Source organism: Pontibacter indicus (genome assembly GCF_900156345.1).
GTDB lineage: Bacteria > Bacteroidota > Bacteroidia > Cytophagales > Hymenobacteraceae > Pontibacter > Pontibacter indicus.
Window position 1 is genome coordinate 469,213 of the sequence record NZ_FTPP01000001.1, and the last position, 16,797, is coordinate 486,009.

Here is a 16,797-nt window from a genome sequence, read left to right on the forward strand (position 1 = left end):
TATGAAAAAGATTCTGATGGCCATCTCAGCCTTCGCGCTCCTGACTTCCTGCGGCAACGAACCGAAGTCAGAGTATGAACGCTACTACGACAGCGACTACCAGCCTGACACCACAGCCGTAGCCTCACGTCCGCAACCGCCGCGTCCGGCCACCACGCCACCCGACAACGCTGCCACGGAAGACGTGCAGACAACTCCGGCCGGAACGCCAACCGGACCTGGCACAACAGAGGCAGCTGGTCAGCAAAAAGAAGCGCTTGCTGGACAGTATGCCAAAGGCGAGAAGCTGATTGCCGGATCGGACTGCCTGGCGTGCCACAAAGTAGACCAGAAAGTAGTGGGTCCATCGTACCAAGAGGTAGCTGAAAAGTATGAAGCTAACGATAAGAATACAGCCTACCTGGCGGGCAAGATCATCAAGGGCGGTGCCGGTGTTTGGGGACAGATCCCGATGCCGCCGCACCCGAACCTGAGCGAAGGAGATGCCAAAGAAATGGCACGCTACATTCTGTCGCTACGTAAATAAAAGCAATCCTGAAAACTGTCCCGATACCCGCAAAGGTGGAGGGACAGTTTTTTTATACCATAACCTGACCCGTCCGACAAGCTATGAGCAGAGCCAAAAATTATATTGAACTGGAAGCAGAACTGGTACTCGACGCAAAGGCGACGCTGGGGGAGGGCGCCATCTGGCATCCGGCCGAAAGGCGCCTGTACTGGGTGGACATAGAAGGCCGCAAACTTCACCTGTTCGACCCCGGCACCCAAGAAAGTAAGACCTGGCCGGTTGGGGAGCGGATAGGCACGGTTGTTCCGGTTGTAAATGGCGGGGCTTTGGTTGCGCTGCAGAATGGGGTGCACTTCATCGACACAGAAACGGGCAAGCTCAGTTTCATTACCAATCCGCTGGGTGAGGACGATATACGCTTCAACGACGGAAAGTGTGACCCGGCCGGCAGGTTCTGGGTCGGCTCCATGGCGCTTGACTCACGTAAGGGTGCCGCAGCACTCTATCGCATGGAGCATAACGGGCAGATGACGCAGATGCTGGATAAGTTGAGCGTTTCCAACGGCCTCGTCTGGACCGAAGACAAAAAGCACCTCTATTTTATCGACACACCTACCCGTAAAGTGCAGGCCTTTGCCTACGACCACGAGACCGGAAGCATCCGGAAGGAGCGGGACGTGATTACGATACCTGAGCACGAAGGAAAGCCCGACGGGATGACGATCGATGAGAGCGGGCGGCTGTGGATCGCGCTCTATGGCGGAGGCGGCGTAGGCTGCTGGGACCCCGAAACAGGCGAGATGCTCATGAAAGTGACCGTTCCTGCCCCACATACCACATCCTGCGCCTTTGGCGGCTCGCGCCTTGACACCCTATACATCACCACTGCCCGCGACGGCTTGGACAAAGAGCAGTTGCAGCAATATCCGCTCAGCGGCGGCATATTTGCCATAAAGCCCGATGCAAAAGGTGTTCCCGCAAACTTTTTCTTAAGTCGCCTGTAAGACAGGAGTGCGTAATGACTAATGATTGATGAATAATGAGTAATTACTTCTCGGCACCCATCATTCTTTTTTACTTGCTCATAGCTCATAAAATTATTGCTCACTATTCATTAGTCATTACTCATTACTCATTACTCGTTATCCATTACTCATTAATTATTAAATCAAACTATGATTCAAGCAAAAGCATATGCCGCGTTCGATCCTACCAGCCCGCTGGGGCCTTTCAGCCTGGAGCGCCGCGAAGTAGGGGAGCATGACGTGCTCATCGATATCAAATTCTGTGGCGTCTGCCACTCCGACCTGCACCAGGTGCGCGACGAGTGGGGAGGCGCCATGTACCCGCTCGTGCCAGGCCACGAAATTGTAGGTGTGGTGTCCAGAGTGGGCAGCAAAGTAAGCAAGTTCAAGGAAGGTGATCTGGCCGGAGTTGGCTGCTTTGTAGACTCCTGCCGTACCTGCGACAGCTGCAAAGAAGGGCTGGAACAGTACTGCGAAGTGCAAAACGTAGGCACTTACAATAGTTACGAACGCGACGGCAAGACCATCACCTACGGCGGCTACTCCAGCCAGATTGTGGTGGACGAAAACTATACCTTGAAAGTACCGGAGAATCTTGACCTGGCCCGAACGGCTCCGCTTCTCTGTGCCGGTATCACCACCTATTCTCCCATCATGGAGTGGAAGATTGGCAAAGGGCACCGCGTAGGCATTGTGGGCTTGGGCGGACTGGGCCACATGGCTGTGAAGATCGCCGCTGCCAAAGGCGCTGATGTGACGGTGCTAAGCACCTCGCCGAACAAAAAGCAGGATGCCATGGACCTGGGCGCGCACAATTTTGCCGTGACGAAAGATGAGGCGACGCTCAAGCAACTTCGCAATTCCTTCGACTTCATCATCGACACTGTTTCGGCCCCGCACGACTACAACCTATACCTGTCCATGCTGAAGCGCGACGGCACTATGATCCTGCTGGGTGCGCCGCCAGAGCCCTCGACAGTGGCGGGTTTCAGTCTGATCGCCCGCCGCAAGCGCCTGGTGGGCTCCATGATTGGCGGTATACCCGAGACCCAGGAAATGCTGGATTTCTGCGCCGAGCACAACATCATGTCCGACATCGAATTGATCAAAATGGAGGACATCAACGAAGCCTACGAACGCATGCTGCGCAGCGATGTGAAGTACCGGTTTGTGATTGATATGGAAAGCTTGAAATAAATAAACTAGCTAACCAAAAAGGGCTCCTGCTGCATAAGCGGGAGCCCTTATTATTAATTCAGTTCTGCCAGTTCACGGTTTAAATTCGCTTTCGCATAGCTTTCAAATTCCTCCTGAAAAACAGCTGTTTTGTAAATGTGTTTTTGTGATAAGAAATGCTGCAGTACTTTTCGCCTACCGGATTTGTAGACAAGGTCGGGGTACATGCTGTATTCTTTGCGTACACCCTGGCTATACTTGTCATATCGCTCTTTATCAGAACCAAGTATGGCCAGATCCAGATCGAGCAGCAGGTTTGTTAGAAGATCTTCAGTTGCCTGATGCGACTTGGTTGCTATGATCATTTCCTTCACTTTCAGGATCGTGTGTTCAGGTATACCAAGCCTGTTTAACCGAACCTGGGCAAGTGTAGCACTTTGCTCTTCGTTATCGGAGCGTGTGGCCTCGTAAACCACGTCGTGGAAGAAGATGGCAAAAAGCAGAAGGTCGAACGCTGAACCGTCCACTTTATACCTGTCACCCAACTCTAGCATGTAAGCGATGTGCTCGAGGTTGTGGTAGTGCCGGTCTTTCGCGGTATAGGCCTTTTCCAGTTCCTCCCACAATTGCCCGATCAAGGCTTCGTCTGTGCTGTACCTGCGGCAAAGCGTATCCCATGCTGATTTCACAAATGCTTCCATCTAGTTCCCCTTTTCAGGCCTGAAGCGTACGATTATTCTGACTTTCTGCTCAATCTTGTGACCGCCCTGTGTAGCCGGTTGCCATTTCGGACCTTGAGCTACCAGGCGCATGGCTTCGTCGTCGCAGGGCTCACAAAGGCCACGCACCACTTCCAGGTTTTCCAGCGAGCCGTCCGTCATAACAGTTGCCCGAATCACAACGCGCCCCCTGAGCATGTCAGAGGTATAGCGCAAACTGTCAGCCAGGTACTGACGATACGCCTTGAGGCCGTCAGCAGGCCTGGCCGCTACAACCGGAGCAGGGGAGGAACTGTGCTGACGCGTCACCACTACTTCGCTCAAAGACTTCGTATCCAGGGCCAGATCCATGGTAATCGGGTTGGTACCTGCATATACCCCTTTTTCTCTTGTCTGGTAACCAATGTAACGGAAAACTAAAGTCGCTTTATCATCCGGCAAGGTCAGTACAAAGTTGCCCTGCGCATCCGTTGCCACGCCATGCTGCGTGCCCTTCACCACCACCGAAACGCCCGGCAGCGGCGTGCCGTCCTGGTCCACTACCTGCCCCTGCACCTGATTGGTACCCAGTGCTTTGTTTCGCTGCACCTGCACGCCGGCCACGCGCCCTCGCAAGGCTTTGGGCATTGACGTACTTTCTGGCTGCAGGCTGAGGTGCTGTGGTGCAGCCGGTACCGTTACTTCCGCTAGCTTATCTGTTTGAGCTATCAAAGGTTTTTCAGGTATGGCCTCCGTCAGATCAGCCACCGCTACTTCAACTTCCACTTCTTCTATTTCATCAGCGAGCACGATTGCTTCTTCGCCAACAGCGGGACTTCTGCGTGCCCGTGGGGAAGGGAGCAGTCGGGGTTTGGTGACAGCAGCCATCTGCTCTGGGCGCACCGTATCGGGTATCGCATCAGCTATAGTTTCAGGTATAGCCGATGCCGGTTTTTCGCCGAGGTCCATCGCTTCCTGAATCGCCTGTTCCTGCTGGGCAGCTATACCTTGCTGTTCGCGCACCTGCTGGTAATTGTAGTAGAAGACCGCCACCGAAGAGAGCAATACCAGCACGACGGCTGCGGCTACTTTCCAATCTGGCAGGTATAGGTTTTTGCGCTGCTGACTTTTGGCCGCGATGTGCCGGTTGATGTCCCGCACATCGTTTTCGGTTTGAGCGGCATCCGACACCTGAAGCCCCTCCAATGCATCCGCACACAGGTCACAGTCCAGCAGGTGGCGCTCCAGCTGGTGGTGCAGGGCATCGGGCAAGGTGCCGTCATGGTACTGCTCCAGCAGTTCCACGGAAGGGTGGTCGCCCGGCTCCCAAAGGATATGTCGGCTATCTGGCTGCATGGTTTTTCTCCAGGATGATTTTCAGGTTTCGCTTTCCGTTCTGGATGTAGCTTTTCACTTTGCTCAGGTCGCAACCCGTGAGGGCGCTGATCTCTTTGTAACTCTTTTGTTGCAGGTAAAACAACTCGACGCATTCCCGCTGCTGCGGTGGCAGCTCTTTCAGGGCTGCGTGCAAGGCCTGTTCCATCTTCTCAGATTCCTCTGCGTCGGTAGGATGCAGCGGCTCCACACTTTCCATAAGTGGCGGGGCATTATCTGAGAACGGTACCTTGTTTTTGTGTTTATTGGCGCGCAGCTGCATCAGGCAATAGTTGCGGGTGGTCACGTGCAGCCAGCTCTTGAAATTACTCACCTCGTGCTGCAGCAGCGCTTTAGAAACATGCTCGAACAGCTGCATGGTGGCGTCCTTGCTTTCCTCCGGGTCCTGCAGGTATTTCTGGCAGACCAGGTATACGAGTTTGGAGTGCCGCTGAAACAATTCCCCCAGATGCTCCAGCTCGCACGTCTCCTTGTAAAGGCGCACCAGCTCCGCGTCGTCGGGCGGTGGCTTGGCGTTCGTAAAGAGCTTGATGAAGAATGGGAGCATGTGCCGGAATTGATTTTCTAAAGAAAAGAAAAATATTCCTAAATTTTTATGGAAAGCCTGTGGAGGTGGCATCATGCGGGAAACCAAAACATAAAAGCCATGAAAAAGAACCTTTACCTGCTTTTAGCCCTGCTACTGTTCGGGCTGACAGCAACCGCGCAGAGTCGCACCATCACCGGAACTGTAACCGACGCCGGTGCCGGCAATCCATTGCCTGGCGTAAGCATCATCATCAAAGGAACATCAAAGGGTATCTCCACTGACCAACACGGCAAGTACAGTTTAGCTATACCTAACGACAAGGCCACGCTTGTTTTTCGCTATATCGGTTACAAGACCCAGGAACTTAAGGCGGGTAAGCAGGATGTGTTGGATGTGAAGCTGCAACTGGATACCCACACGCTGCATGAAGTGGTTGTGGTGGAGCAAAGTATGTCCCGCGCAGTAGCCGGTAAGGTGGCGGGAGTTTTCTCAAGGAGAGATGCGGCACAAAACATAACCTATGGGCCAGCGCCTATTTTCGATGCTGCTCCTATGGTGCACAATACTGAGAACTACGACTTCATCAAAGAAAGCTCGTTTCTGGATGCACAGAAAAATCCGCTTTCCACTTTTTCCATCGACGTCGATAATGCCTCTTACAGCAACGTGCGCCGTTTCCTGAACCAGGGGCAACGGCCACCAGCGGATGCCGTGCGCATTGAGGAAATGGTGAACTATTTCAACTACGACTATCCGCAACCCACCGACGATGCCCCTTTTTCTGTCACGACCGAACTCTCCGCTTGCCCTTGGAACAAGGACAATCAGCTGTTGCACATCGGCCTGCAGGGCAAGCGTGTGCCAACAGACAAACTTCCACCTTCTAACCTGGTTTTCCTGATCGATGTGTCCGGCTCCATGTTCTCGCCTGACAAACTACCGCTCGTGAAAGCCGGTCTGAAACTGCTGGTGGAAGAGCTTCGTCCGCAGGACAAGGTATCGATGGTAGTGTATGCCGGTGCGGCGGGACTGGTACTGCCCTCCACCTCCGGAAAGGATAAGAAGAAAATCATCGAGGCTTTGGACCAGTTGGAGGCAGGTGGTTCTACGGCCGGTGGCGCAGGCATCAACCTGGCTTATAAGGTAGCGGAAGATAACTTTATGAAAGGTGGCAACAACCGGGTGATCCTGGCATCGGATGGCGACTTCAATGTGGGTGTGAGCAGCGACAGCGAATTGCAGCGCCTGATCGAGAAAAAACGCGAGACGGGTGTATTCCTGACCGTGCTGGGCTTCGGCACCGGCAACCTGAAAGACTCCCGCATGGAGCAACTGGCCAACAAAGGGAACGGCAACTACGCTTATATCGACAACATCCGGGAAGCGCAGAAAGTGTTTGTGAACGAGTTCGGCGGCACACTTTTCACCATTGCCAAGGACGTGAAGCTACAGCTCGAGTTCAATCCGGCCAAAGTGAAAGCCTACCGCCTGATCGGCTACGAAAACCGCGCTCTGGCTAACGAAGAGTTCAACGACGACAAGAAAGATGCCGGCGACATGGGCTCCGGCCATACCGTCACGGCCCTTTATGAAATTGTGCCAACAGGAGCTACGTCTGATACGCAGGCGGGAACTGTAGATGCGCTGAAATACCAGAAAACCACCCTCGACCCGAAAGCAAAGAGCTCCGACGAGATGCTCACCATGAAACTGCGCTACAAAGAACCCGACGGCGAGACGAGCAGACTAATGACAAAAACGGTGAATAGTCAAGCTATACCTACGGACCAAACCTCTGACAATTTCCGCTTCTCTGCTGCAGTAGCGGCCTGCGGTATGCTCCTCCGCGACTCCGAGCACAAGGGCAATGCCTCTTTCCCTATGGTGCTGGATTTGGCGAAGAATGCCCGTGGGAAGGATGAAGAGGGGTATCGGATTGAGTTTGTTAATTTGGTGAAGTCGATGGGGTTGGTGAGTGATGGGAGGTAGTTGCTTTTAGCAAAAGAAACGGGAAGTAGTTCGCTGCTTCCTGCTTCTTTTGCTCAATTAAGTGAGGTTGTAGTGAGATCTTCTTCGCTCTTGTCTGCTATCGTAAGGCCTCTGGTTTTGTGTAACCTATACGTATACCTCGCGTCGCTTCTGGCATGCTATACCCTAAGTTGAATAGTTTCATAGCTTGGCCTGTCCGGCCGGGACCTACTTTTTGTCTTGACACAAAAAGTAGGCAAAAAAGTCAAGACCCTCCAAACTCGCTGACCGCTCAAACAGTGGAGTGTCGTTTGATGCACTTTGCACAGGTGATCTGTTACATAGTTGAAAGGGGCAAGGATGTCTTTCGATGCGTGCCAGTGATCAGTGATATTCATATAATAAAACAAATTATGGCTCTTATACCTTGAAATTGGCAACGGCATAATTCCCCTCTTGAGAGGGGCAGGGGTGTGTAAAGCAAGCGAGTGTACAGCTTGCTACAACGCCTATACCTTGGAGTAGCAGTTTCAGGTTCAACGCCTTGGTAAGGAAGGGTTAGGGGTGGTTCGACCCGGTATAACAACACGGGAGCTAAAAGCCCTATACCTGAGAAAATGACTGTGGACAAGAGTCCCCCTTCGAAGGGGGTAGGGGGATGTTAATCGTGCACCGAAATCCTGTTAATTGTTTAATCCTGTAAATCCTTGGGGTAGGGGCCCTATATATAGAATCAGACAACCTTCCGCACCACCCAAGTCGTCATGGTGCGTTCTTGCTCTACCAACACTGTCTTTAAAGGCTCAAGCCTTGCAAAACCCAGCTCCTTTTCCAATTCTACCACCAGCTTTTCATCCGCCAGAAACCAGACCGGACCATGTGACATCCGGTAAAACCGGCCCTCTACCTGCTGCAGCTTTCCCTCCAGCCCGATCGTGGTGCTGAATCGGGCGAAGAGCATACCACCCGGCTTGAGTACGCGCCACAGTTCCCGGACGATACCGTTGAAATGTTCCTCGCTACGGGCGAAATGCAAAACAGCACTGCAAAGCACCACGTCGAATTGAGCATCCTCAAAAGGCAGCGCATCTAAATCGGCTACCACAAAGTTGCGGGCAGGCAGGTTAGGAGCCAGCTCAGAAGCCAGATTCCTAACTTTATCGATGGCTTCTGCCGAAAGATCAGCTCCGTATACCTTTACACCGGCCTGCAACAGGTAGTGTAAGTTTCGGCCAGCTCCACAACCAGCATCCAAGAGCTTCATTCCTCTCTGGATTCGGCCTTTGAGCAACTGGTCGAACAGGTAGATGTCGATGTCGCCGAACTGGGCGGGGAGGGAGCTGAGCGGGATGTGAAACATGGTACTGTTGTTCAGACAATGGTATAGGACTAGCTGTGAGGCTGAAATTAAGCATGATTTTCCTATCCTTTCTCCTTTATTTTTAAGAATATTGAACAGGATTTTACCATATAAGCAACTATGAATAACGCTACTGCCACCCAAACTGTGAAGCGCTCCGGACTCTCTGTGAGTGAGTTTATCCAGAAATACGCCAATCACCCCACCTATATTCCGCCAACCGGTCCCGAACTGAATGCCAAAAACTGGCAGTCGGAGGCTGCCCTGCGCATGTTCCTCAACAACCTCACCGACGAAGTGGCCGAAGACCCGAGCCGACTGGTGGTATACGGAGGTATAGGCCAGGCGGCGCGTACGGTGGCAGATGCCCAGAAGATCATCGAAGTGCTGCTGAATCTGGAGGAAGACGAAAGTCTGCTCGTGCAGTCCGGCAAGCCGGTGGGCAAGGTGCGCACGCATGCCGAGGCACCGCGTGTGCTTATCGCCAATTCCAACCTGGTACCGCACTGGGCTACCTGGGAGCACTTCAACGAGCTGCGCGAACGCGGTCTGATGATGTACGGACAGATGACGGCCGGTAGCTGGATCTACATTGGTACGCAGGGCATTCTGCAGGGTACGTACGAGACCTTTGCGGCCTGTGGCAGAATTCACTTCAACGATGACCTGCGCCACAAGCTGCTCGTAACAGGCGGACTTGGTGGTATGGGCGGCGCACAGCCTTTGGCGGCCACTATCGCCGGTGCTACTTTCCTGGGCGTAGACGTGGACCCGGAGCGTATCAAAAAAAGACTCGAGACCCGCTACATCGATAAAATGACCTACGATTACGAGGAGGCCAAACGCTGGGCATTGGAGGCCAAAGAAAAAGGCGAAGCCATCTCCATTGGACTGGTAGGCGACATTGGCGACGTGCTGGAGAAACTGATCAACGACAACATCACCCCCGAAATTCTCACTGACCAAACTTCTGCTCACGACCCGATAAACGGCTATGTGCCCAACGGCCTGACGCTGGAAGATGCGAAAGAATTGCGTGAGCGTGATCCGAAGGAGTACAAGGCCCGCTCACTCAAGAGCATGGCCCGCCACGTGGGCTTTATGCTGGAGTTGCAGCGCCGCGGCAGCCGCACCTTCGACTATGGCAACAACCTGCGTGAGTTTGCCCAGCAGGGTGGCGAGCCGAACGCCTTCAACATACCTGGTTTCGTGCCGGAGTACATGCGCCCGCTTTTCTGCGAAGGCAAAGGTCCTTTCCGTTGGGCAGCTCTTTCCGGCGACCCGGAGGATATCCGCGTGACAGATGAAGCCCTGAAAGAACTTTTCCCGGAGAACTCGCACATGATCAAGTGGCTGGATGAGGCCGAAGAGAAAGTGGCTTTCCAGGGACTGCCATGCCGCATTTGCTGGCTGGGTATGGGCGAGCGCGAGAAAGCCGGTCTTATGTTCAACCAACTCGTACGCGAAGGCAAGGTAAAAGCCCCGATCGTCATTGGCCGCGACCACCTCGACTGTGGCTCTGTGGCCTCGCCTTACCGCGAGACGGAAGGGATGCTCGACGGCTCCGATGCGGTATCGGATTGGCCGCTGCTCAACCTGATGTCCAACACGGCGGGTGGCGCCACCTGGGTATCGTTCCACCACGGAGGCGGTGTAGGGATTGGGTACTCGCAACATGCCGGAATGGTGATCCTGGCTGACGGTACCGAGCGTGCCGACCGCTGCCTGAGCCGCGTGCTGCACAACGACCCGGCCATGGGCATCTTCCGCCATGCCGATGCCGGTTACGAAACCGCGCAGCAGAATGCGGAGAAGTTCGGCTTGAAGCTGTAACAATCTGCCTATTGAAGAATGGAAAATCATTGTTGTCATTTCGAACGCTACTGGGTAATCTAAGGAATCATTTAAAGCACTGCAGATTTCTCGCTGCCGTTCGAAATGGCAATTAATTCGAAATGAAAGTTGATGTTGGAGGCAACACGAGCAAAAGTAAAGGATAATCCACACCAAACTATGAAACACGAAACTTCACATACCTTAATCGGTCCTTTCTGTCAGGTGCTCACCATGGCCGGCCTGCCGGAAGTGGGGCCTATTGCTGACGAACAGCTGGAGGTCATTGAAAATGGGGGCGTGCTGATGTTTGAAGGACAGATTGTGCTGGTAGGGGATTACCAGAAGCTCCTGAACATAGCAAAAGAAGAGCAGTACACACTGCACAAAATTGACCAGCCAATGGTACTGCTGCCGGGGCTGGTGGATGCGCACACCCACATCTGTTTTGCCGGCTCCCGCGCCAACGACTACGCTATGCGTGTGGCCGGAAAATCATACCTGGAGATCGCCCGCAGCGGTGGCGGCATACTCGACAGCGTGCGTAAAACCCGCGAGGCTACTCTGGTGGAACTTGTGGAACTGCTTAAGAAACGCTGCGATCGCCATTTGGCAGAAGGCGTGACGACCTGCGAAGTGAAAAGCGGTTACGGCCTGACTACAGAAGAGGAAATCAAGATGCTGGAGGCGATTCAGCTTGTAAACAAGCATCATTCCCTGGAGCTTATACCTACCTGCCTGGCGGCCCACATGCGTCCACCGGAGCACACCGACTCGCGCCTATACCTGCTGGAGGTCCTCTCGCATCTACTGCCACAGATAAAGGAGCAGGGGCTGGCCAACCGGGTGGATATTTTCATCGAAGAAACGGCCTTCAACGAAGAGGAATCGCTGGAGTATTTGATAGCGGCTAAAGAGCTGGGCTTCGAAATTACGGTGCACGCCGACCAGTTCAGTACCGGCGGTAGCCGCATTGCAGCCGAAGCTGGGGCAATCAGCGCCGACCATTTAGAGGCGAGTGGTGAGGCGGAGATCGCTCTGATGAAACAATCCGGTGTGGTGGCGACTGTACTGCCGGGGGCATCGCTGGGTTTGGGTATGCACTATGCACCTGCCCGCAAAATGCTCGACGGCGGACTTTGTCTGGCCATCGCCACCGACTGGAACCCCGGTTCCGCTCCGATGGGGGATCTGTTGATGCAAGCCGCACTGCTGGGTGCCGCCGAAAAACTGACCGTGGCCGAGACGCTGGCTGGTATCACCGTTCGTGCCGCAAAAGCTCTTAATCTGACGGACCGTGGCACCATTGAGAAAGGAAAACTGGCCGATTTAATCGCCTTCCCGACCGATAACTACAAAGAAATCCTCTACCAGCAAGGCAAACTGAAACCAGCCCAGGTATGGAAGCTGGGGATGGAGGTATAGCGTATAGCTATACCTAAGCTCGTCTTGTGGTGCTACCGGGTTAGGTATAGCACTGATAAAAATACTCAGTTCGTACCTCAAGAGGGAAATATCTACTTTGGAATTCCCATCTTGAGAGGGGCAGGGGTGTGTCAATCGTGCATCAAACAACCAACAATTTAACCATCAACAATTCAACCATAAATCACATGTACAAACCTACGGAAGCCGGCACCTGGAAAGGAAGAGTAGACGCTGCAGATGGTGTGGAAGGCAAGCGCTGGCACCAGGGCATACAGCTGCTTGACTTAAGCAAGGAAACGGAACCAGCGACGGCTGAGCAGGCCATAGTGTTTCTGGGCTTTTGCTGTGATGAGGGCGTGCGGCGCAACCAGGGAAGGGAAGGGGCTGTGCAGGGACCATCAGCTTTACGGCAGGCCATGGCTTCATTTGCCTGGCACTTGGAGGATGACACCGCCCTGTTGGACGCCGGTGATGTATACTGTACCAACCAGAACCTGGAAGAGGCGCAGAAGCAGCTTGGCAAGAAGGTACACTCGCTCCTGGCCAACACCTACAAAACAATCGTCCTCGGAGGAGGCCACGAAACCGCTTACGGTCACTTTTCAGGGATAAAACAAGCGTTGCCTGCAGACAAACAACTCGGCATCATCAACTTCGACGCGCACTTCGACCTGCGCAGTTATGAAAAGCAACCAAGTTCGGGCTCGCCGTTTCTACAGATCGCCGACGATCTGATCAAAAACAACCAGGAGTTCAACTACCTGTGCCTGGGTATACAGCAGTATGGCAACACCCAAAAGCTCTTCAAAACAGCTGAGGAGTATGGAGCTGATTATGTATTTGCTCCCGCCATGCAGGTATACAACTTTGAGGCGCTGCGCGAAAAACTGCAGCAGTTTATAGCGCTGGTAGATGTGCTGTACGTGAGCATCGACCTGGATGTGTTCGCTGCAGCCTATGCACCGGGCGTAAGTGCCCCGGCTGCTTTAGGTATACACCCGGAAATCGCTCTGATTTTGTTACAGGAGATCATCAGCAGTGGCAAACTGCTCACCCTGGACGTGGTGGAGCTGAACCCGTCGTTAGACGTCGACAGCCGTACCGCAAGACTCGCGGCTTCGCTACTGTACCACGTGGTGCAGCAATGGAGCCAGATTTAGAAGTTAGAAAAGTAAAAAGTTAGAAAGATAGAAAGATGACGCTACCTAGGCTGAAATGCAGGTTAGTTAATTGCATGGCGTTTCACTAACCTGTAACAGCAGAGGATGTCAATCCTTTTTATACCTGACTTTAAGCTGCTAAGCTAGATTTTTACCTTTCTAACTTTTTACTTTTCTAACTTTCTTATCTTCCAACCTTAAACTTACTCCAATAGGTTGTGTCGGGGGTGATGACTTCGATTTGATAGGTGTCGGGTCGCAGCTTGCCCAGGTCAAAACGCCAGGCGGTTTCTTTCTTGGCTACGCTCACAGGTTTTTTATAAACCAGCCTGCCTGCTCTGTTTTTCACTTCCAGCCGCGCATTTTCAGTCAGCACCTGATTGAAGTCCAGCACAAAAGTCCCTTTCTTGGTTGGGTTCAGAAATATACCCGACAGCGTTTCCATACGGACGGTGGAGTCGGCTTTAATCTCTTTGATTTTGTCCTGCTCTACAGGTATAGTTTGGGTTGAGCTCCGCTGCGCCGTGGCGCAAAAACCGGCCAGCACCATGGCGCCAGCCAGCCAATACGTTTGTTTCATTTTCATAATCTATCTCCAGCACATGGGTATACCGGAGCTATACATAATTTAGGCCAGATTCTACGGGTCTCACTAAAAATTCTAAAAATCAGTGCAATTTTTTTCTAGAAAGACACCCGATAGGCAACCACGCGGTTGTCGAAAAAAGTGGGGACGTAAAGCAGGCCCTGCTCTTCGGAATAGAAAATATCCGCTGCGTTGATTTTCTTGTTCTTCGTATCGAGCACTTTCCAGTTCTTGCCGGCATTGTTCACAAAATAAATTTCCCCATTCCAGTTCGATACCAGATACCCCCCAGCACCTAGCCGCACAATGCCATCTGCCGAAGGAATCTTTTCGGTCCAGTCTGTGAATTCCTTCTGGTCCGTATCCAGAAAGCGCACCTTACCTGTGTTGAAGGACGCCACGATCAGTCGATTATTGTCATATAACAAACCATTCGGGCGCTCACGCTTGGTGTCGAGCCAGTGATTGACGCGGCCGTTCCGGAACAGATAGATAGCTCCGCGCTGCGAGTCGGATACATACACATTGCCGGCATCGTCTACGGTCACATCGTTGAGCATCTGGGCTTTGTCAGCTTTGTGCCGGGCCAGGATGGCGCCTGTCTGGGTGGCAATGGCAACGATCTCGTCTATGTCGGCCACATACAGGATGTTGTTGTGCAGGGCAAGGCCTTTAGGATCATTCAATCCCGAAACCCAATAGAGTTGCTCCACGTCGCCGTTGGGGCTAAGGCGCGAGATAAAGCCATCACCATCTTTGCGGTCTCTGTTGCTCTCGTTAATGTTGGAAACGTAGAGCACATTGCGTTCGCGGTCGAAGACCACCGACTCAGGAGAGCGCAGTGTGTTGTCCGTGGCCCAGGCCTCTGTAAGCGTTACGGGGCCTTTGGAAGAGAACAGTCCGCCACTGCAGCCTTGCAGGCAAAGGGCGGCGAGTAAGATGAAGCTAAGTAATGAGAATGATCGCATAGTCAGGTGCTTTGTTTTTACCCTACTACGCGATAGCGCCATACCTGTTTTAATCTGTCTCGAGCCCCAGCTTCTGCATGGTGCGCAGCCGGGACACTTTGCCGGTGGGAGTTTCCGAGAAAGCGGGGCTATAGTACACGTCTTTCGGCATTTCGAACTTGTGCAACAGACTGCGCATTTTGTCCAGTACGAGCTGCTCTGTTTCCTCGGGCAAACTGTTTCCTTCCAGTACCAGAATCACTTTTTCGCCCAACAGTTCGTCAGGCTGGGAGGCCACAAAGAAGCGAGGCGCATTTTCCAGGTCGGCCATGGCTTCCGAAACGGCTACTTCCACGGTTTCCGTCTGCACTTTCACGCCGCCGGTATTGATGGTATTGTCAGCACGGCCTATCCATCGGAAGCGAGTAGGGGTGAGGATCTCGACGATATCGTTTGTGACCAGCGTTTCATTTGACGTGATGTCGGCTGTGATGGTGAGACATCCGCGGTTGTCCTGGCCAATGGTGACGCCCTCGATCGTTTCGTAGTAGTCGGCTGCGTCAGGGCCGTTGAGCAGGCGCAGGGCAATGTGCGAGGCTGTTTCCGTCATACCGTAGGTATGGTAGACTGGCACCCGCAGCAGTTGCAGCTCGCGCTGTAGCGCAAAACTTACCGGAGCACCTCCCACCAGGATGGCTTTCATGTTGTTCAAGCGCTCCAGACTGCCCCCGTTTTCATGCAGGATGGTCTGCAGCTGCATCGGCACAAAGGACGAGAAGTGATACGCTTCGTCTGCAGGGGCAAGTGTAAGCGGATTCCCGACAGGCTCCACAATCGTCATCTGCATGTCGGCCAGCAGTCCGCGAACGATCATCATCAAACCGGCAATGTACTCTGTATTGAGGCAGATTAGCATATGCTCATCTGCTTTCAGGTGGAGCAGTTTGATAGTCCGGCGGGCGCTGATCTCCATTTGCTTGCGTGTGAGCGCAATCTGCTTCGGCACGCCGGTAGAGCCGGAGGTTTGGATCGGAAATTCCTGCACCCCGTTAAGCCAGTCACGGCAAAATTCGAGGGTCTTTGCTTCGTAGCCGTTTAGTGGCACACTGTTGCGGAAAGAATAGGCCGCTATTTCGTCGTAGAAGAACTTCTTCCCGTTTAGGGTCAGGAACCTTTGCGTCATGGGGTGTCTCAATAGTTGCGACAAGCACGTCTTCAGTACTGCTTTGCCGCATGTTCATACGTTTTATTTTTCGGAGCCTGGCAGGTATAGCTAGCCGATTATTTATGCTGTTGATAGCATACGAAATAGGCTAGCTGCCAGACTATACCATACGGGTTTTTTGCAGGTATAGGCTGCTCTGATTTTTCGCTCAAAATTACGAGAATCAGGTATAAGACCTAAATAAGGGCAGGTATAATTTATGCTTAGCAGTTAATAGGAGAACTACTGAATCATGTTTCCAACAGGGTGAGGCAGGTTTATAAAAAATTAAATCGGAAGTTTTTCGGAAAGTAAGAGCCGCACCTCTATCACCTTCCTCCCCGTATGGAGGAAGCAATTTTCGGATTAGCCGGGTCTGGTGCATTTAATAAAGCACCAGAAGCAATGGCTTAATAAAGCACGTCTCTTTCCGGGCGGCTGATCAGGTTATCGACCGACAAACGGCCAGAACCGAGGATCAGGAACACAAACAGCAGAATCAGGACAACGATAGATGACCAAAGCTCGGTGTTCTCAGAGTAGAAGCCCCGCTGCGGATTGATAAAAAACACAGCACCCAACAGGATCGGGATCTGAAAGAGGATGGCAATGCGGGTAACCAGGCCCATGGCAATCAGCAGTCCGCCCACCAGGTGCGCAAAGGCCACATAATGTGCCATACCGAATGACACCCATTGAAACTGGCTATCGCGCATAATGTTCTGCAGTGCCTCCGTATCCTGGATAAACATGACGCCTTTCACGAATAAAAAGATACCCAGCGCCATGCGCACAAAGTCTACCCAAACCGGATGGTGTGTATCAGCCCAGTGCTCGATCCGGTGCATGTCTTGCGTTAAGTTCATGGCTGTATGATTTTAGGTTTAACAAATTAGTATACAATTATTTAAACGAATCGTGCTGTTAAATGGATGATGAAATAAGGGTTAGTTCTTTGAAATATCGAATAGGTAGGCTTG

Annotated in this window: 15 protein-coding genes; 7 read left to right on the forward strand and 8 right to left on the reverse strand. The window is 52.7% G+C overall.

Translation table 11 applies throughout. The annotated features are described in order from the left end of the window. Position 1 precedes the first annotated feature (1 nt). The 3 genes from B0B12_RS02015 (at position 2) to B0B12_RS02025 (ending at position 2,730) form a co-directional block, all read left to right on the forward strand. Positions 2-526, forward strand: a complete 525-nt coding sequence (locus B0B12_RS02015; protein WP_076665831.1) for a c-type cytochrome — start codon at positions 2-4, stop codon at positions 524-526. An 83-nt stretch (positions 527-609) separates the two neighbouring features. Next, positions 610-1,512, forward strand: a complete 903-nt coding sequence (locus B0B12_RS02020; RefSeq protein ID WP_076665832.1) for an SMP-30/gluconolactonase/LRE family protein — start codon at positions 610-612, stop codon at positions 1,510-1,512. A 171-nt stretch (positions 1,513-1,683) separates the two neighbouring features. Then, entirely contained in the window at positions 1,684-2,730 is a 1,047-nt protein-coding gene (locus B0B12_RS02025) for an NAD(P)-dependent alcohol dehydrogenase (RefSeq protein ID WP_076665833.1), read from the forward strand. A 53-nt stretch (positions 2,731-2,783) separates the two neighbouring features. Here the strand turns inward: B0B12_RS02025 and B0B12_RS02030 are convergent, their stop codons facing one another. Genes B0B12_RS02030 through B0B12_RS02040 form a run of 3 tightly spaced genes read right to left on the reverse strand, consistent with a single transcriptional unit; the run spans position 2,784 to position 5,349 of the window. Beyond that, a complete protein-coding gene (locus tag B0B12_RS02030; protein WP_170871802.1) occupies positions 2,784-3,398 on the reverse strand; it encodes an HD domain-containing protein in 615 nt (204 codons plus the stop codon). 12 nt (positions 3,399-3,410) lie between these two features. After that, complete coding sequence (locus tag B0B12_RS02035; protein ID WP_076665835.1) at positions 3,411-4,763, reverse strand: carboxypeptidase-like regulatory domain-containing protein; 1,353 nt, start codon at positions 4,761-4,763, stop codon at positions 3,411-3,413. After that, entirely contained in the window at positions 4,750-5,349 is a 600-nt protein-coding gene (locus tag B0B12_RS02040; protein ID WP_076665836.1) for an RNA polymerase sigma factor, read from the reverse strand. The genes B0B12_RS02035 and B0B12_RS02040 overlap by 14 nt, the downstream gene beginning before the upstream one ends. Positions 5,350-5,448: 99 nt before the next feature. Here B0B12_RS02040 and B0B12_RS02045 point away from each other — a divergent pair, with 99 nt between their 5' ends. After that, on the forward strand, positions 5,449-7,320 hold the full coding sequence (locus B0B12_RS02045) for a vWA domain-containing protein (RefSeq protein WP_076667592.1): 1,872 nt from the start codon (positions 5,449-5,451) through the stop codon (positions 7,318-7,320). Positions 7,321-8,032: 712 nt separating this feature from the next. Here B0B12_RS02045 and B0B12_RS02050 read toward each other — a convergent pair. Beyond that, positions 8,033-8,659 (reverse strand): class I SAM-dependent methyltransferase, encoded by a 627-nt coding sequence (locus B0B12_RS02050; protein WP_076665837.1) that lies wholly within the window; start codon positions 8,657-8,659, stop codon positions 8,033-8,035. A 120-nt stretch (positions 8,660-8,779) separates the two neighbouring features. On the opposite strand from B0B12_RS02050, the gene hutU reads away from it, so the two are divergent. The 3 genes from hutU to hutG all read left to right on the forward strand — a co-directional run bounded on the left by hutU (position 8,780) and on the right by hutG (position 13,080). Then, positions 8,780-10,492 (forward strand): urocanate hydratase, encoded by a 1,713-nt coding sequence (gene hutU, locus B0B12_RS02055; protein WP_076665838.1) that lies wholly within the window; start codon positions 8,780-8,782, stop codon positions 10,490-10,492. A gap of 180 nt (positions 10,493-10,672) precedes the next feature. After that, positions 10,673-11,917, forward strand: a complete 1,245-nt coding sequence (gene hutI / locus B0B12_RS02060) for an imidazolonepropionase (RefSeq protein WP_076665839.1) — start codon at positions 10,673-10,675, stop codon at positions 11,915-11,917. Between the two features lie 188 nt (positions 11,918-12,105). Beyond that, entirely contained in the window at positions 12,106-13,080 is a 975-nt protein-coding gene (gene hutG / locus B0B12_RS02065) for a formimidoylglutamase (protein ID WP_076665840.1), read from the forward strand. A 184-nt stretch (positions 13,081-13,264) separates the two neighbouring features. On the opposite strand, the gene B0B12_RS02070 is transcribed toward hutG, so the two are convergent. The 4 genes from B0B12_RS02070 to B0B12_RS02085 all read right to left on the reverse strand — a co-directional run bounded on the left by B0B12_RS02070 (position 13,265) and on the right by B0B12_RS02085 (position 16,683). Further along, entirely contained in the window at positions 13,265-13,660 is a 396-nt protein-coding gene (locus B0B12_RS02070) for a hypothetical protein (RefSeq protein WP_244554564.1), read from the reverse strand. 104 nt (positions 13,661-13,764) lie between these two features. Further along, complete coding sequence (locus tag B0B12_RS02075; protein ID WP_076665842.1) at positions 13,765-14,634, reverse strand: SMP-30/gluconolactonase/LRE family protein; 870 nt, start codon at positions 14,632-14,634, stop codon at positions 13,765-13,767. Positions 14,635-14,683: 49 nt separating this feature from the next. Further along, positions 14,684-15,796 (reverse strand): AMP-binding protein, encoded by a 1,113-nt coding sequence (locus tag B0B12_RS02080; RefSeq protein WP_076665843.1) that lies wholly within the window; start codon positions 15,794-15,796, stop codon positions 14,684-14,686. 431 nt (positions 15,797-16,227) lie between these two features. After that, positions 16,228-16,683 (reverse strand): DoxX family protein, encoded by a 456-nt coding sequence (locus B0B12_RS02085; protein WP_076665844.1) that lies wholly within the window; start codon positions 16,681-16,683, stop codon positions 16,228-16,230. Positions 16,684-16,797 lie beyond the last annotated feature (114 nt).

Coding starts and splice junctions, on each gene's coding strand:
- B0B12_RS02015 (WP_076665831.1), top strand. CDS start 2: ATGAAAAAGATTCTGATGGCCATCTCAGCCTTCGCGCTCCTGACTTCC.
- B0B12_RS02020 (WP_076665832.1), top strand. CDS start 610: ATGAGCAGAGCCAAAAATTATATTGAACTGGAAGCAGAACTGGTACTC.
- B0B12_RS02025 (WP_076665833.1), top strand. CDS start 1,684: ATGATTCAAGCAAAAGCATATGCCGCGTTCGATCCTACCAGCCCGCTG.
- B0B12_RS02035 (WP_076665835.1), bottom strand. CDS start 4,763: ATGCAGCCAGATAGCCGACATATCCTTTGGGAGCCGGGCGACCACCCT.
- B0B12_RS02040 (WP_076665836.1), bottom strand. CDS start 5,349: ATGCTCCCATTCTTCATCAAGCTCTTTACGAACGCCAAGCCACCGCCC.
- B0B12_RS02045 (WP_076667592.1), top strand. CDS start 5,449: ATGAAAAAGAACCTTTACCTGCTTTTAGCCCTGCTACTGTTCGGGCTG.
- B0B12_RS02050 (WP_076665837.1), bottom strand. CDS start 8,659: ATGTTTCACATCCCGCTCAGCTCCCTCCCCGCCCAGTTCGGCGACATC.
- hutU (WP_076665838.1), top strand. CDS start 8,780: ATGAATAACGCTACTGCCACCCAAACTGTGAAGCGCTCCGGACTCTCT.
- hutI (WP_076665839.1), top strand. CDS start 10,673: ATGAAACACGAAACTTCACATACCTTAATCGGTCCTTTCTGTCAGGTG.
- hutG (WP_076665840.1), top strand. CDS start 12,106: ATGTACAAACCTACGGAAGCCGGCACCTGGAAAGGAAGAGTAGACGCT.
- B0B12_RS02070 (WP_244554564.1), bottom strand. CDS start 13,660: ATGAAACAAACGTATTGGCTGGCTGGCGCCATGGTGCTGGCCGGTTTT.
- B0B12_RS02075 (WP_076665842.1), bottom strand. CDS start 14,634: ATGCGATCATTCTCATTACTTAGCTTCATCTTACTCGCCGCCCTTTGC.
- B0B12_RS02080 (WP_076665843.1), bottom strand. CDS start 15,796: ATGACGCAAAGGTTCCTGACCCTAAACGGGAAGAAGTTCTTCTACGAC.
- B0B12_RS02085 (WP_076665844.1), bottom strand. CDS start 16,683: ATGAACTTAACGCAAGACATGCACCGGATCGAGCACTGGGCTGATACA.